Source organism: Nocardiopsis akebiae (genome assembly GCF_018316795.1).
Lineage (GTDB): Bacteria > Actinomycetota > Actinomycetes > Streptosporangiales > Streptosporangiaceae > Nocardiopsis > Nocardiopsis dassonvillei.
Genome location: NZ_CP074132.1, coordinates 2,757,464 through 2,773,541, shown reverse-complemented (window position 1 = coordinate 2,773,541; position 16,078 = coordinate 2,757,464). Strand labels below are relative to the sequence as shown.

Annotated in this window: 10 protein-coding genes; 3 read left to right on the top strand and 7 right to left on the bottom strand. The window is 73.6% G+C overall.

What is annotated here, in order from left to right; translation table 11 throughout:
- Window positions 1-40 precede the first annotated feature (40 nt).
- Window positions 41-1,228, bottom strand: coding sequence for an FUSC family protein (locus KGD83_RS11970; protein ID WP_212643830.1), 1,188 nt, complete (start codon window positions 1,226-1,228; stop codon window positions 41-43).
- Between the two features lie 490 nt (window positions 1,229-1,718).
- Window positions 1,719-3,341 (bottom strand): IS200/IS605 family accessory protein TnpB-related protein, encoded by a 1,623-nt coding sequence (locus tag KGD83_RS11965; RefSeq protein WP_249352288.1) that lies wholly within the window; start codon window positions 3,339-3,341, stop codon window positions 1,719-1,721.
- Between the two features lie 399 nt (window positions 3,342-3,740).
- On the opposite strand from KGD83_RS11965, the gene KGD83_RS11960 reads away from it, so the two are divergent.
- Entirely contained in the window at window positions 3,741-4,601 is an 861-nt protein-coding gene (locus KGD83_RS11960; RefSeq protein WP_212643829.1) for a styrene monooxygenase/indole monooxygenase family protein, read from the top strand.
- A gap of 13 nt (window positions 4,602-4,614) precedes the next feature.
- Here KGD83_RS11960 and KGD83_RS11955 read toward each other — a convergent pair whose 3' ends face one another.
- From KGD83_RS11955 to KGD83_RS11935, 5 genes are all read right to left on the bottom strand, one after another.
- Complete coding sequence (locus KGD83_RS11955) at window positions 4,615-5,865, bottom strand: TIGR02679 family protein (protein ID WP_249352286.1); 1,251 nt, start codon at window positions 5,863-5,865, stop codon at window positions 4,615-4,617.
- Complete coding sequence (locus tag KGD83_RS11950) at window positions 5,856-10,001, bottom strand: TIGR02680 family protein (protein ID WP_212643828.1); 4,146 nt, start codon at window positions 9,999-10,001, stop codon at window positions 5,856-5,858. Before KGD83_RS11950 ends, KGD83_RS11955 begins: the two co-directional genes overlap by 10 nt.
- Entirely contained in the window at window positions 9,998-11,188 is a 1,191-nt protein-coding gene (locus tag KGD83_RS11945; RefSeq protein WP_212643827.1) for a TIGR02678 family protein, read from the bottom strand. Before KGD83_RS11945 ends, KGD83_RS11950 begins: the two co-directional genes overlap by 4 nt.
- Window positions 11,185-12,816: a TIGR02677 family protein gene (locus tag KGD83_RS11940; RefSeq protein WP_212643826.1), complete on the bottom strand. Its 1,632-nt coding sequence runs from the start codon at window positions 12,814-12,816 to the stop codon at window positions 11,185-11,187. Before KGD83_RS11940 ends, KGD83_RS11945 begins: the two co-directional genes overlap by 4 nt.
- A gap of 736 nt (window positions 12,817-13,552) precedes the next feature.
- The gene (locus KGD83_RS11935; RefSeq protein ID WP_212643825.1) at window positions 13,553-14,233 is read right to left on the bottom strand and encodes a hypothetical protein; all 681 of its coding nucleotides are present in this window, start codon (window positions 14,231-14,233) and stop codon (window positions 13,553-13,555) included.
- 64 nt (window positions 14,234-14,297) lie between these two features.
- Here KGD83_RS11935 and KGD83_RS11930 point away from each other — a divergent pair, with 64 nt between their 5' ends.
- Window positions 14,298-14,894: an HD domain-containing protein gene (locus KGD83_RS11930; protein WP_212643824.1), complete on the top strand. Its 597-nt coding sequence runs from the start codon at window positions 14,298-14,300 to the stop codon at window positions 14,892-14,894.
- A 237-nt stretch (window positions 14,895-15,131) separates the two neighbouring features.
- A complete protein-coding gene (locus KGD83_RS11925) occupies window positions 15,132-16,073 on the top strand; it encodes a VOC family protein (RefSeq protein ID WP_212643823.1) in 942 nt (313 codons plus the stop codon).
- The last annotated feature ends 5 nt before the right edge of the window (window positions 16,074-16,078 follow it).

The window sequence follows — 16,078 nt, the reverse complement described above, 5'->3', positions numbered from 1 at the left end:
AGGACCGGGGCGGCGACGGCCGCTGCCCGACCCGGACGGTTCAGGAGCGCCGGAACGGCCGGCGGCGCCGGTCCCGGCGCCCTGACCGGGCACGCCCCCGGGGCGCCCACGGCAGCCACGGTTCGCGCGGCGGATGGGCGACCCGCGTCTGTTCGTCCTCTCCGGCCAGCGCCCGTTCGGCTCCCTCGGGTTCGAGCCCGGCGAACAGCATGATGTCGGTGGCGACCATCCGCACGTACAGGCGGGCCGCCCCGGTCACGGGGTCCTCCAGGGCGTCGTCGTCGAAGGGCCCGACCAGGGCGAGCACGCGGTCGACCGCGCGCTGGCGCGCCGCGCGGTCTCCGAGGCCCTCGGCCAGCACGTCGAGCACGGAGGCCATCTCGCACACCACCGGCGCCAGGCGCCGGCGCTCGCCGGTCTCCGTGGCGGCGGTGGTCCGCGCGAGGGACAGACAGCTCTCCCCGAGGATGATGAGCCGGTCGATCCGCTCGTCCTCGTACCGCAGCGGCTCGGGATCGGTCCACCGCGCCCTGGACCAGCGCACCGCGCGGTGGCTGTTCTCGCGTGCGCGGCTGAGGTCGGCCATGGGCCTGCTCAGGGCGCCCAGGCGGTCCACCGTCCACAGTGAGGGGTCCTCGTCCTCCTCCAGCGCGCGGCCGGTCGCGCCGAGCAGGCGGACCATCTCGGCCAGCGCGGCCGCCTCGGCCCGGCGCAGCCGCGAGACCACCCGGGCGGGGAACAGGAGCTGGCTCACCACCAGCGCCACACCAGCTCCGATGAGGGCGTCGGTGAGCCTGCCGGTCCCGGCGAAGGCCACGGTGAGGATCGCACCGGCCGCCGCCTGGGCGATCACGAGCCTGGCGGCGCCGACGGCGACGGCGATCGCCATCGCCACGCCGGTGGCGGCGGCCAGGGCCCCGTAACCCCCGCCGGTGGCGGCCAGGGCCAGTTCACCGACGACGATGCCGATGACCACGCCGAGCAGCATCCGCACGGCGTTGGTCCCCCGCTCCCCGCCCGCGGCGTTGAGCGCGATGACCGCGGCGATCGGCGCGAAGAAGGGGGAGTGGTCGCTGACGAGGCCGCCCGCGATGATCCACGCCGCGGTCGCGGCGAACGTGGCCTGCACAACCGATCCCCCGTCCGCGGTCAGGCGGTCCAGCGCCGCCGACCCCGCGCGGGCCGCCGACCGCGCTCCGGCGCGGACGAGGCCGCTCAGAGACCGCATGCCCCTCCCGACGCCTCCGGGTCCGGCGGGCTCCGCACGCCCGCGTGGACACAGCCACTGCCCCCACAGCTACTCATGAGGATCACATGATCACCCTGCGAAACAAAAGCTCCGCGCGTCACTTGAGCAGAAGTCGGCCGCGCCGCTTGCCTCGCAGCGGCACGGGCTCCCCGCCGGAGCCGACGGAATCCGCGCGGGAGTCCGCGCGGGAAGCGGTCGGCCCCGGACGGCGAACCAGCCGACCGACCGCGCACGCCTCTGGCCGAGCGGGCACATGTTACGTACGCTTACTCTCAGTGAAGGAAAGCGCGCCTGCTCCGGCCCCCGCTCACCGGGCGCCTCCCCTCGCCCGCAACCACCCCCTGCCACCAGGAGAGACGTGAGCAAGAGGATCGGTATCGTCGGCGCCGGGACGGCGGGCCTGCACCTGCTGCGGCACGGTGTGGAGGTCACCGTTCCTGAACAGTGATCAGAAGTGACCCCCGGGGGGTCACTTCGGCACCGCACCCACCCCGAACGGTGCTGGATGGGCTGGGTCACCGCGTTCCTGCCCCGTCCGGCCACGCGCATCGCGTGCACGCTCCGTGACGGGAGGGCGGTTTCCCTCACGCCCACAACTCCCCGGTGCGGCCTGGACGGTCCGATGCCCCACACCATCACCCTGGTGGTGTGGGGGCGGTGCCGTCCGACGCCGAACCGGGTGGCCCTGAGCGCGCCGCCCGACCGCGATGCTGGCCGCATCGTGCCGGGAGACCTTCCTACGTTTAGTGGACAGGGGCTTTTGCCAGTGCTGGGCACCCCACCGGGAGGTGTAGGCCGGGTCCACGGCGATGACCGCCACCCCCAGGGTGTGGGCCATCGACACCAACCGGGACCGCAGACGAGCGGTGGGAAAACCACTGATCAGCCGCCGGAACTTCTTACGCCGTCCATGCTTTTCCCGGGACTTCTCGCGGGCGAAGTCCAGGTCCTCCACCGCGATGGCTCGCACACCGTGTGTGGTGGCCCAGCGCAGCAGCCGGGACAGGGCGTGGCGGACCTGCGCGTCCCGGTGGGACGCGCTGCCGGACAACTCGAAGGCGAACCGGTGTGGGTTTCCGATCGGGTTGCCGTGGGTGTCGAGTCGCCAGGCGGCCAGGTGGTCGGCGTTGGCGTCCACCCCCACCACCCCGCGGGCCAGCGCCGCCTCCCACGGCACCTGTGGGGCGGGGGTGGGGGTCCAGGACGCGCTCACATACCACCGGCCCCGACCAGAACCCCGCCCGGTGTCCAGGTGGAGGCGGTAGGCCACCGCCCCGTCGGCCTCGACCCGATCAGCCCACTCGGTACCCCGGTGGGCGAAGGCCACCCGACCCGAGAGCACATACCGACCGTGCGCGGCGTTGGCCAGATGCGCCAGCGGAGCGGGCAGCCGGATACTGACCTGCCCCTCAGGGGTGATGCGGATCGTTTCGTTGCCGTGGCGTTTGCCGGACTCGCCATCAGCGGACAGGAAGAAGCGGGCGGCCTCCCACCGGGCCCGCCACTCTTCCTCGGTCAGCTGTGCCCGCTCCAGGTGGTGGCGGGTGTGCAGCAACCGTTTGCCGCCACGCACCACCCGTACACGGCCCTCCTCCCAGTCCGCCGCCGCCACCGCATGGCGATGCTCCAGAGTGGCCAGGCGTCGTGACTTGGCATGCCACTCCCGCCGACAGGAGTACCCACCCGGGGCGCCCTTGGTGCCCTTGACCCCGAGGGGTTGGGAGAGCCGGTGGCGCAGGGTGTCGATCCCCGTTTGGAGGCGGTGCAGGTGGGCGAGCTGGCTGCGGCGGGCCAGCGCCCACTGCTCATGGGAGGCCTTGGTCAGGGCTCCGGCCCACCGCGACGAGGACTCAGGGGTCAGTTCCCGTTTGCGGGCCGCCCAGGAGTCCTTACCGTGGTCGGTGCCGTGCGCACACCGGGCGGCCAGGTCCGTGGAGGCCAAGGACCCCAGGTGCGCGCCCACGGCCCGCAGGACCGCCTCGTCCCGTGGGGTGAGGCCCTTGAGCCGATCACGCACACTCACACCGGTCGGTGCGGGGGCCAGGAACGGGTCGGCGAGGGTCCGCAACCGCCGCATACTGGTACCTGCCATCCCTTCCCACCTCCCGATCCTGCCGGTTTCGTCGCTGTGTTCGAGACGACCGTAGCCAGGACCGGGGGCGCTTGTCCGGAGAATCAGCGAACTCCTCGGACGGAATTTCACCGGCGGGCCGTCCAACGGAGTGAGGGCACACACCACACACCGCTTTCCGACAGCAGCACAGGATGACTCCTGTGCCCTTGTGTGCGTTCGAGACGCCTCCCGACCCAACAGCTAACAACCCCGGGCACGAGTACCGGGTGGGCCCCGGCCCGGAGCCCACCGCCTTCCGGGGCCGCTTCAGCGCGCCCAGCCGGGCCGTGGACTACCGGATCTACCAGCCCCGGCTGACCGAGGACTTCGCCGAACGCGGCGGGGAGCTCGTGATCGGCCGCCTCTCCCCCGACGACCTTGCCCTCCCTGGCCTCCCGGTTCGACCTGGTCGTGGTGTGCACCGGACGCGGCCCGTTCGCGGAGGTGTTCGGGCGCGACCCCGCGCACCCGGCCTCCACCCGCCCCGGAAGGGCGCTGTGCGCCGGCCTGTTCACTGGCGTCGCCCAGCAGCCCGTCCCCCAGGTGACCTTCCACGTCTCCCCGGGCGCGGGCGAGATGATCGAGTTCCCCACCTGGACCGACGGCGGTCTGGTCATGGCCCTGGTCATCGAGAACCACCGCGGCTCCGCCCTGGAGGCCCTGGCGACCACCCCCTACGAGGAGGACCCCGGGGCTTTCCGCGACCTCGCCCTGGAGCTGCTGCGCGAGCACTACCCGGACTGCTTCGAACGGATCGACCCGGTGGAGTTCGGCCCGCTGGACGGACCGCGCGGCATCCTGCAGGGCGCGGTGACCCCCGTGGTGCGCCGCACGCACACGGTGCTGGACGACGGCACCGTCGTGCTCGCCCTCGGCGACGCGCACGTGACCGTGGACCCCCTGCTCGGCCAGGGAGCCAACATCGCCTCCCACGCCGCGTGGGTGCTCGCCGAGGAGATCGTCCGCCAGGACGTCCTGGACCGCCGCTTCGTCGAGCACGTGGACATGCGCCGACAGGACCGCGTCCTGTCGGCGTTTCGCACCACCAACCTGTTCATGGAGAACCTGGAGGCCCTGCCCGCGGACTTCGTGGAGTTCCTCGGGGAACTGGGCCGCAGCCCCTCCCTGGCCGACGAGTTCACCGAGTGGTTCAACTACCCCGAGCGCTTCTGGGACGACCTGGCCGACCCCCGGCGCACGGCGGCCTGGATCGCCCGGCACGCCCCCGCCTCCGGCTGAGGCGGGGCGGGCCTCACACCGGACCGAGGTCGGCCAGCAGGTCGTCCAGGACCGTTTCCTCCTCGACCCGTACGCCGTGCGCGGCCATCTCCTCGGCCAGGAGTGGATCCCAGCCGGTCGGGGCGGCGGTGCCCGACAGCGGCCGCGCCCGCTTCCCCAGAGAGGAGCGGTAGTCGGCGGCGGTGAGCCGCCACGGCCGCCACGGCACCTGTCGGGCCAGTGCGTTGGCGATACGCACCCCGCCCCAGTCGAAGTCGGTGTGCAGCCGGGTGAGGGCTCCCCCGTCCACCGCCTGGCGCAGCAGGGTCAGGGCTGCCGCGCTCGCCCCTCCCTGGAGGCAGACCAGCGGCGCGCACGCCGCGCCCCAGTGATCGGCGGCCGCGGCGACCACGACGGGGTTCTCACACACCGAGACCGTCCGGCCCGGCCACGGGGTGTGCCGGGGGTCGCAGACCAGCTGTCGCAGGGTCAGCACGGCCGGCTGTCCCGCCTCGGCCAGGGCAGCCAGCGCCCGGCCCGTGGCGGTCGCCGGGTCCCCGGGCAGGTTGAGGACCAGCACGGTGGAGGAGAGTTCGTCCTTGAGTACCCCCACCGAGGCCCACACGCGCCGCCGCCAGGCCGCGCCCTCGCCCCCGGCCTCACCGCCCAGCAGACGGGCGGCGCCCAGGACCAGGGTGGTCACCGAACGGTCGTCGTCCAGGGCGTGGGCGTCTCCCAGGACCCCGGCGGCCAACTGGGACAGGGCGACACCGCCGGCGGGAAGCGCGTCCACCGTCCGGGCGACCGCCTCCACCAGGGGGGCGGCCTCCTCCGGCCCGGTGGTCATCCGGCGCACACGGCCGTCCCCTCGCACGTCGGCGCACCACGTCTCCAGGGCGGGAGCACGGGCGCACACCCGTTCCAGGGGGGCGAAGACCCGGTCCCAGGCGCGCTCCTCGCGTTCTTGCTCCTCCTCGCGCACGCTGACGGGCCCGGTGAGCAGTTCCACCGCCGCGGCCAGGCCGCCGGGGCAGGCGCCGCTGCGCCGGAGGACGTCGTCGATCCGTTCCAGACGCACACTGACGTTGCTTCCGCGTCCGATCCGGCGGCCCACCAGAGCGGCGAGCGCGGCCCGCTCCTCCTCCGTCGCACCGCTGCGGGTCACGGTCCCGGTCAGGGGTCTGCCCTCGTACAGGCGGCGGCGCGAACGCTCCAGGAGCCAGGCCGTGGCCGGGGTGCCGAGCAGGCGGCGCAGGCGCGGCAGGTCGGGTCCGGTCACTCCCACAGCCCCTCCTGGGCCGGCTGGCCGCCGTCCGCCCCCGAGCGATCCCCGGCGGCCGCTCCCCGCGCGGTCTGCCGTCCGGACCCGTTCGGTTCGTCGGCGAGGAGGCGCTCGCGGCCGTTCCACTCCCACCGGGTGACCAGGACCGCGGGAACCCCGTCCACTCTGGACAGCTGGGCGATGGCCAGGCCGGGGACCTGCGGGTAGCACCCCCACTCGCGCTCGCTGGTCATCACCACGTCCAGGTCGAAGGCGTGCAGCAGCCCCAGGCACTTGGCGCGGGAGTCGTCGTCGACCCCGGCGAAGGCCTCGTCCAGCATGATCAGGCGCGGGGCGTGCGGGTTGGTCGTGGTGGCGTAGTAGGAGGAGGCCGCGGAGAACAGCGGGATCGACGCCGAGAGCACGCGTTCGCCGCCCGAGGCGGGGCCGGTGGCGCTGTTCCACTGGCCGTGCTGGTGGCGCTGCACGGTGAACCGGTGCCAGGAGCGGTAGTCCAGCGCCCTGGCCAGGCGGTCGAACCACGGGGCGCCGGGGTCCCGGTCGCGTTCGCGTTCGATGAGGCGCTGGAGGAAGTCTCCGACGGCCGCGCGGTCGTCCGCCGACCACGCGTCCGCGGTCTGGCGCAGAAGCCGGTTGCGGGCTGCCGCCACGCCCTCGGGGGCGTCCCGGTTGAGCCGCCACAGCAGCCGCAGCCGCATACCGGTGCTGGTGGGGCGTTCCTCCAGTTCGGTGTTCATCCGCTCCACCTGGTGCTCGGCCGCGCCGATGAGGTTCTGCAGCGTGCCGGCGACCTCGGTGAGCAGGTGGTTCTCCAACACCTCGCGTTCGCGTGCCGAGAGCAGTTCGCGCCGTGCCGCCACCTCCCGGGCCAGCGCGGAGGAGAGTTCGGGGACGGGCTGTTCGCGCCCCTGGAAGGTGACCCGGACGATGATGGTCCCCGCCTCGGGCCAGGACGCGGCGCTGTGCCCGTGCTGGGACAGAGCGTCCTGCAGGTTCTTGAACTGCTGGGACAGGTTCTTCTGGAGCCGGTCCCAGGTCTGGTCGGAGTCCTCGGTCGCCTCCAGGGAGCGGTCGACGGCGCGCGCCAGGCGTACGGCCGGGTCGGCCGCCCACTCCCTGGCCGGGTCGGGTGTCTCCAGGTCGGGCAGGGCGATGGCGAGCACGCCGGTGGCCGCGAAGGCACGCAGGGCGTCGACCGCCTCGGCCCGGGCACGCGCGCTCTCGGCGATGTCGTCGTCGAGCCCCTCCACCCGTCCGGTGGCCCGCCCCCTTCGGTCCAGGGCGTCGGCGCGCTCCCGGTCCAGGAGGGCTGAGCGCTCCTGGCACTCCTGGAGCTGTTGCGCGACCCGGGTGAGCATGCGGTTGAGCTCGGCCACCGCCGTTCCCACGGTCCGGCCGAGCGTGTCACGGCGCTCGGCCGCCTCCTCGGCCTCCAGGCGCAGTTCCCCGGCCCGCTCCGCCAGGTCGGTGGCGAGCCGGGCGGCGCGCTCGGTCTCCTCCTGCTCGCCCTCCCGCGCCCGGTGCGTGTCCAGGTGCGTGCGGACCGCGGGCCACAGCTCGGCCAGGGCGACCCGGTAGGAGGACAGTGACTCGCGTTGGGCGGACAGTTCCGCTTCTTCGGTGGGTGTGCCCAGTTCGGCGGCGGTCTCGGCGAGTTCGGCCCGTGCCCGGTCCAGCCGGGCGCGGAGCCGGTCGAGTTCGGCGGCGCGCTCGTGCCTGCGGCGGGTGAGGGCGACGGTGGCGCGCACGGCGTCAGCGACCCGTGCGTGTGCGGCGCGCAGGGCGGCGTCGTCGGGCAGGGCGTCGAGCTCGGAGCGCAGCACGCGGCGGCGCTCGGCCAGGGCGGCCAGGGCGGTGTCGATGCCCGACAGGCGCTGTTCGACGGTGTCGAGTTCGCGGGTGATCTGGTCGAGCCGGTCGCGGCGGGCCTGTTCCCGTGCGCCCTCTCCCAGGTGGCGGGCCTCGTCCTTGGTCCAGCTGCCGCGCAGGGCACCGGCGCGGAAACGGCCCTCGACGGTGACCCAGGTGGTGACGTCCTCGCGTTCGGAGGTGCCGACCGCGGCCAGGAGGGCCTCCACCCGCGAGGCGGCGACCGCGTGTGCGCCGGGGTCGTCGGGGTCGATGGCCGGGCGCAGGAGCAGGCCCAGGTGGGGGCCGGGTACGGGGGCGTCCGCGACGACCAGGGTGTCGTGTCCCTCGGCGGTGGTGAGGGAACCGTCGGGTGCCACCCAGGCGTCCAGGAGTCCGGAGGCCTCCAGTGCCGCTTCGAGGCGGGCGCGTTCGGGGGCGGTGAGGTGCTCGGCGAAGTCGACGAGCTTCCACAGGGGCGCGCCGGGGCGCTGGCGACCGCGCGGGGCGGTGCGGGTGTGCGGAACCGGCGGGGGCGCGGGGCGTCCGGCCCGGAGCTGTTCGCGTTCGTCCTCCAGCGCCTGCCGGTCGCGGCGCAGGGTGTCGCGCTCCACGCCCAGTTCGGCCTCATGCGCGGCCAGTGCCGTCTCCACCCGTTGGGCGTGGCGCCGGGTGCCCTGGCGGACGGGGTCGGGTCCCTCCAGGGTGGTGGCCCAGTCCGCGGCCTGGTCGAGCATTCCCGGCAGGTCGTCGGGGCGCAGCTCCGCGCAGGAGTCGAGGTGGCCGCGTACGGAAGCGACGTGGTCGCGGGCTGCCGCGTCCAGGTCCTGTTCGGCCTGGGAGCGGGCCAGGTCCAGGTCCGCGAGTTCGGTCTCGGTGTCCTCCAGGCGGGTACGCGCCTGAAGGTGGTGGCCCTGGGCCTCGTCCGCGGAGCGCAGCAGTGCGGCGGTGTGGTCCAGGGCGCGGGCGCGGCGCTGGACCAGGTCCTCGGCGTCGCGGCGGGCGGGTTCGGCGTGATCGGGAAGGGCCCGGTCGACCGTGTCGCGGTGCTGGTCGCCCAGGCCCGCGAACCGGGCCTCCGCGCCCGCCCGGGCCCGAACGCGTTCCAGGTCCAGATCCGCCTGTTCGGCGGCCCCGGCCGCCTGGTCGAGCCGGTGCCGGGCGCGGGCGGCGTCGCCGCGGGCGCGTGCGGCGTCCGCGGCGCCCCGGTCCGCACGGTGCGCGGCCTGGTCGGCCTCCGCGCGTGCCCGGTCGAGGTCGCGCGCGCTGTCCATCTCGGGGCTGCGGCGCAGGGACTGGTCCTGCCCGCGCAGGCGCGCGGTGCGCGAGGCCAACTCGTCGGCCTCGGTGTCGATCCGGTCCAGGTCGGCCTGGGCGGTGTCGCGGGCGGCCAGCGCGGCGGTGCGTTCGGAGGTGAACCTCTCGTACCGGGAGTGCTCCTGGCGGGGCGGGCGGGCGGCGCGCCTGGCGGCCACGCGCGCGTAGTGGCGGTAGTGGTCCAGGAAGGCGGAGGAGGCGCGTTCGGCGTCGGCCATCGCCTCCAGTTCCTCCTCGTCGTCCTCCAGTTCGCGGTAGGCCTCGGCGACGTCGGCGATGACCGCCTGGTCCACCGGCGGCAGCGCCTCGGTGAGCGCCTTGGACAGGGCCGCCTCGCTGGGGCGCTTGGACAGCTGGGGCTGGCGCAGCTGGATGAGCAGGTCCACCAGGGAGCCGTAGCGTTCCTCGCCCAAGCCGAAGAGGGCCTCGTCCACGGCCCTGCGGTAGTCCCCGGCCTGGTCGTAGACCATGCCGCGGCCCTCCACCGCCTCGATCAGCCGGTCCCGGGACAGGGCGGTGCGGGTGGCGTCGAGCAGGCTGAGCCCGTCGGGTCCGGCGCCGATCCGCTGGGTGGTGGAGAAGTACCAGCGGCGGGCGATACCGCGCCCGGTGACCGCCTTCAGACCGCATCCCAGGGTGCGGTACTCGGTGGTGCCGTCGGCGTCGCGGCGGCCGAATTCGATCCAGGTGTAGCCGAGCCGCTCGTCGTGCGGGTGTTCACCGCCCAGCAGCAGGTTCCACTCCATGCGCTTCTTAGGGTCGCCGTCGGGTTCGACCCGGTGGGCGGCCAACTCCCCGTCCAGCAGGAACGGCAGGGTCAGGGCGAGGACCTTGGACTTGCCGGTGCCGTTGTTGCCGCGCAGCAGCAGCCGCCCGTCGCGGAAGTGGAACTGCTCGTCCTCGTAGTAGAACAGGTCGACGACGCCCAGGCGCAGGGGCTGCCAGCGTTCCCGTCCGGGTTCGGGCAGGGTCACGGAGTCTCTCCCTCGGGTGTGCTGACGTGGGGTTCGGCGACGGCGTAGCGGGCCAGGGCCGGGCGCGGCGCGACCGCGGGACGGCCGTCCACGAGAACCGTCTCGACCAGACCCAGGCCGCGCAGGCGCTCCACGGCGGTGGCCACCAGCGCGGGTTCGTTGCCGGGGGCGCGGGCCGACTTGGACCAGTAGGAGGAGTGCTCGCGGGCCAGTTCGCGCACCTTGTCGCCGAGTTCGTCCAGGGTGAGGGGACGCCCGGCCGCGGCCAGGTGTTCGGCCAGGAGCAGGGTGGCGTGCCCGGGGGTGCCCTGTTCGGGCATGCGCAGGTCGGTGAGGGCGTCGTCGGGGTCGACCATGGCGATGCCCTCGGCGCGGACCTCGGCGACCAGGCCGGTGAGCTCACCGATCCTGCGGGTGATGGCGGCGCGCTGGCTGACGAGGTAGGCGTGCTCCTCCTCGGTGAGGGTGTCGAAGTACAGGACGGGGTCGTCGAGCAGGCGCCGGGTGAGGCGGTGGCGGATGGCGGTGTTGCGCAGGTCGTCGCTGTCCAGCTGGTGGGCCACTCCGTCCTCGGCCAGCGCGGACAACCGCGCGGCGTGGTCGGTGTCGGCGATGGTGGAGGGGCCGCGCGCGCCGGCGAGCATCCCCGTCAATACGCGCCGGTCCACGTCGTAGAGGGCGTCTCCCCGGTCTCCGACGAAGGCGCCCTCGTCCCCGGCCACCCGGGACAGCACCCCCAGGCTGACCAGGAGCCGCACCACCGCCACCAGGTCCATGCGCTGGTCCCGGGTGGACAGGGTGAAGCCCAGATCGGCGAACTCGGGCGCGGAGGCCTCCAGTACGACCTGTTCGGCCAGGCGGCCCAGGGCGGTCTGTGCCTCGGCCCGCTCCAGGACGGCCAGGGATAGGCAGAGCAGGACGTAGCGGCGCCGGTCGAAGGCGAGTCTTCCCCTGCCCTCCTCACAGGCCGGGTGGGTGGCGTCTACGGGGTCTCCGGGGACCTTGCGCAGCCGTGCCGTCTCGGCGTCCACGTGCAGGCGCCAGCCGGTGTTGCGGTCGAACCACTGGCGCAGTCCGAGGGCGTGGTCGCGTACCTGCCGGAACTCGCGGGGGTGGGCTGAGGAGCGCAGCAGCGGTTGGCGGAGCAGGGCGCGAGCGGCCCGGTGCAGGTCCTCCTGCGTGTTCATCCGCCCCCGCCGGTCAGGTCGACGATGCGCACCAGGTGGTCGGGGCCGTGGAAGGTGCCGCCGGGGGTGCGCACGGTGGCGGTGCGGCCGTCGTTCAGGGCGCTCAGGTGGATCTCCATGGTTCCGTCGTTGCTGGTGGCGACGGTGTGTTCGGTGTCGGGTCCCCAGCGGGACAGGGCGTCGCCGAGCAGTTGGAGAAACAGCCCGAAGGCGACGGGGTCGAGCTCGGCCAGGTCCGACAGGCGCACCCGGCCGCGGGTGGCGAGCCGGGCGCGGGCGGCCGCGGCCTCCTGGGCCTGTTTGCGGGCGAGCTCGGCCAGGTAGCGGCGTTCGTCGCCGCGGTCGATGACCTTGCGCGCGCGGCCGCGCCGCTCGTAGCTGCCGGTGCGGCGCAGGCGCGGGCTGATGGTGAGGCGGTCGGCCTCGGCCCAGGGCGTGGTGGGGGCGATGGGTTCGCGTTCGCGCTGCTCCGCAGTGGCGGGGTCGACGGTCAGGTGGCGGGAGGAGTGCAGGGCGAAGGCCGTGCGCCACAGCCGGTGGCGGGCGTCGTCGTCGGGGGCCTCGGCGAACCAGCGGGCCAGGGTCCGAAAGTCCGCGGACCGGTCGGAGCGGCCGGTGCGGCGCTCGTTGATGACCGCGACCACCCGCAGCAGTTGGGGGATGGCACCGCGGGCGCTGACCCGCAGGCGCTGCGCCTGGGCCGGGGCGCCGGGGGCGGACAGGAACCAGGAGCGCAGTCCCTCCCAGCGGCGCTGCCAGTGTTCCAGGGCCCGGTCGAAGTCCGCGCCTCCGGTGGCCTCGGTGCCCGGGTCGGCGGGTCTTCCGTCCGGGGCGGCGTCGGCGGCCTCGCGTGCGGCGGCCACCCGCAGCAGGTTCCCGACCGGCCCGGGACGGGAGGCGGTCCCGTCGAGCTCGGCGAGCAGGAGGGCGATCTCGCCGCCCCGGGTGATGAGGTCGCCGATGAAGCGCTCCAGGTAGGAGATGAGGCGGTCCTTGTAGGCCAGGAAGGCCTCGACGTCGGCGTCGTGGAGGTCGATGGTGCGCTGGAGGGACCCCATGAAGGCGCGGGCGTTGTCGGCCAGGTCGGTGAAGCGTTCCACGAGACCGAGCAGGGTCAGGTGGACGACCGCCTCGTCGGAGGCCTCATGCGCGGCGAGTTCCCGCAGGGCTCGCAGCTGGGTGGCGATGTCGGCCAGGGCGACGGCCTGGAGTGAGCCCTTCTGTCCCAGCGCCTCGTCGTAGGCCGCGAGGGCCCGTTCGGCCGCCTCGCCCTCCCGGGTGAGCTGGTAGATGTGGCGGCGCCGGTAGAAGTCCTCCACCGCCGTGACGCGCTCGGTGTCGGGGTCCTGGCGCAGGTTGCCCCACGTGTAGAGGCTCTCCAGGGCCTTGGCGACCGGTTCGGCGGAGGCGGGCCGCACCTCCTGCGGCAGGCCGGTGTGGACCTCCTCGGGGCGAAGGTGCACGCGGAACTGCTCCTTGGCCCGGACGAACACCCCCATCACCGCGCGGTAGAGATCGTTGTTGGGAGCTGTGAGGTGGGCGAAGACCGCGTAGGGCGTGTGGTCTTCGGGAGGGCGGGAGGGAGCGGTCCCCTCCGAGAGCGGCCCGGATCCAGCGGGAGGAGTCATCTCCTCCAGTATCGGCCTTGGGGGCTGCGGCCGGTGCGCCTTCGTGCGGGTCGTCCGCCCGGCTCGGCGGTGACGGTCCCGTGCGCAGGCGGTACGGCCGGGGGCGTCGGCTCATGTGGCCGGATGCGGACAACCGTCAGTAGACCTGCGGTGGCGTCTGTCCGGAGGAGCCCGCCGACAGTGGTCGCCACAGGCATCAGTTTGTCGCACGGTCCACCCGGCCCTCCTCGCGCCCGGACGTGTGACGGATTCCGGAATGCCGACCCCGGACGACGCGGCCCTGTCTCAACCCCCTCTCCCCGGGCAGGGGACAGTGCTCCCGTACACGCCGACGGGTGTGGTCGATGAGGAGGGCCACCAGATCCGCCGACGTGAGCGCGCCCCCGGGGTGGCCGACGCGGCGCGGCAGGCGCCGTGGTCAGTACACCGCGCTCCCGGCCCTGCTTGGCGAAGGCCGGTGCGCTGCGGAACGGGGTGTCGGACATGCCCGGGACCACCCTCTGCCAGGAGCTGAGCAGGTCGAAGGTCAGCGGTGCGCCGGAGGCCGCGTCGGCCCTGGCCCGTGCGAGTGCGGCGAGCATCCCGGCCGCGCGCTCCGGTGAGCAGGCGCCGTCGAAGGCGCGGATGTCGTGGACCGCCCCGGCCCGGACGGGGGCGGCCGGGCCGCTGCCGACGGCGCGAGCCCCTTCCCAGGGCACGGTGTCACGGATGGCGGGCCGGACGCGCAGGCGGTCCGTCACGCATTGTCCCCGTCCCACAGCACGTCGGCCAGGAGCCCGACCACCTCCCGCACCACAGGCTCCTCCGGTACGACCCAGCTCTCGAACCGCTCTTCGAGGATTTCCTCCACCTGTTCCCGGACCGTCTGCCACTCCACGCCCCACCTCGTCAGGTACCAGGTGAGAACCAGCTCGCAGTGCGCGTACCAGGCCTCCGAAGCGTGTGTGCGGTCCAGGACACGGGTGGTCAGAAGGACGGCGGCGCGCTCCCAGGCGTGCTCGCGGTCGGTCTCGCCAATCGGGTAGCGCTCGAAGAGTTCGGCCAGTTCCTCCAGCCACGTGCGCCACTCGCACAGCGCGTCCACGACCCGTTGGACGGTCTCCTCGGGCGTGGTGATCGAGTGCTGGGGGCAGCACCAGCCGGACACGGGACCGCCTGCCCCGTCGCGTGACCACTGCCAGCCGACGCTCCACCGTCCGAAGCGCCCTGCCAGCGCCCGCGTCATCTCCAGCGTCCAGGGACCCGCCACCTCACGGCTCCAGGTGATGCGCGCGTCCACCTCCGTGGGTCCGACCGGGACATCGGCGGAGGGCGGCAGAGCGGTGGTCTCCGCCGGTGCGGACGCGTGGTCGAAGGCGTGCACGCGCGGATCGGCCTCGCTCCAGAGCAGGGTGTGAGGTGAGAGTCGGTGGCCCATGTGCTGAGCGTGTCGCACCGAGGCCCCGTCCTCAAACGGTTTCCGTTCCGGTTACCGTCGGGGCATGGTGATCCCGAGCGACGAAGAGATCCGCGCGCTGCACGAGAGGTACGCGCCCACGCGTGAGGCGTTCGACCTCGTTCACACCCACTGCGAGATCGTGTGCGCGATCGCCGAGCAGCTGCTCGACCGCTCCGGCCCGGCGCTGGACCGCGCCCTGGTCCGGGCGGGGTGCCTGCTGCACGACATCGGGGTCTACCGGCTCTACGACTCCTCCGGGCGGCTCGACCACGCGCGCTACGTGAGCCACGGGGTGCTCGGCCACGAGATCCTCGCCGGGGAGGGGCTGCCCGAGGCGCTGTGCCGGTTCTGCTCGCACCACACCGGGGTGGGGCTGACCCGACAGGACATCCGCGACCAGGGGCTTCCCGTTCCGGAGGGGGACTACGTGGCCGAGTCCGCCGAGGAGGAGCTGGTGATGTACGCCGACAAGTTCCACAGCAAGCGCAACCCGCCGGTGTTCTTCTCCGCCGACTCCTACGCCGCATCCGTCGCCCGCTTCGGCGAGGACAAGGTGACCCGCTTCAAGGAGCTGCGCACGCGCTTCGGGGTTCCCGACCTGGCCCCGCTCGTGGCCGCCCACGGCCACGCCCTGCTCTGAACCGGGCCTGTCGGCCGACGCGTCAGACGATGCGCCCGTTCACGGACCGGCGCCCGTGAACGGGCGCTCCCCTTACCGGGCGCTGTTCCCCGGGGACCGGTGTGAGACCGGCGGGGAGAGCCGCACGACATTTATTTGACAAGGAAGAAACTTCCCTAGGATGGTGTTGTTGGGGCAAAGCAGCCCCGACCTCCGAGGCATGGGAAACCCCTCGGACCTACTGACTGGGAGAGCACCATGTCCGACGCGACCGAGTCGACACCGCGGACGTCGTCCCCGGACGAGCGCAACCTGAGCGACGACACGGGCATGGACGCCGTGACCCTGCGCGTGGGCGACCTGGAGTCGATGACCTCCTACTACGCGAACGCGCTCGCCCTGGAACCCGTCGAGGAACGGGCGCACGGCCGGGAGGTGCACCGCGTGCTCGGCCGCGGCCGGACCCCCATGGTCCGGCTGGTCTCCACCCCGGGGCTGCCCGCCGTCGACCCGCGCCAGGCCGGGCTGTTCCACACCGCGTTCCTGTTCGAGACCCCGGCGACGCTCGCCGCGACCGTCTACCGCGCGGCACAGGAGCCGCGCAGCCGGTTCGCGGGCTCCTCCGACCACCTGGTCAGCGAGGCCTTCTACTTCACCGACCCCGAGGGCAACGGCATCGAGCTCTACACCGACCGGGACCGGTCGGCCTGGAGATACGACCAGGGGCGGCTGCGGATGGGCACGCTGTACCTGGACCCCAACGACTACCTGCGCACGCACCTCGACGAGGCGGTCGTCGCCGAGGGACCGCACCGGGCGGGCAAGGTCGGACACGTGCACCTGCAGGTCGGCGACATCGAGACCGCCAGGGCCTTCTACGTCGACGCGATCGGGTTCGAGACCACGGTCGACACCTACCCCGGCGCGCTGTTCGCCTCGGCGGGCGGCTACCACCACCACGTCGCGATGAACACCTGGCAGAGCGCGGGCGCGGGTCCGCGCGCCGCGAGCCTGGGGCTGGGCGACGTGGCGATCACCGTGCCCGCACGCCAGGACCTCGACGCGCTCGTCGCGCGCCTGAGGGAGCACGAGCTGGACCACGCCGACACCGGCAGATCGGTGGTGCTCCGCGACCCGTGGGACACACAGGTGACGGTCGCCCTTCCCGGCACCAGCGCCGAGGAGCTCCTGGACCGCTGACCACG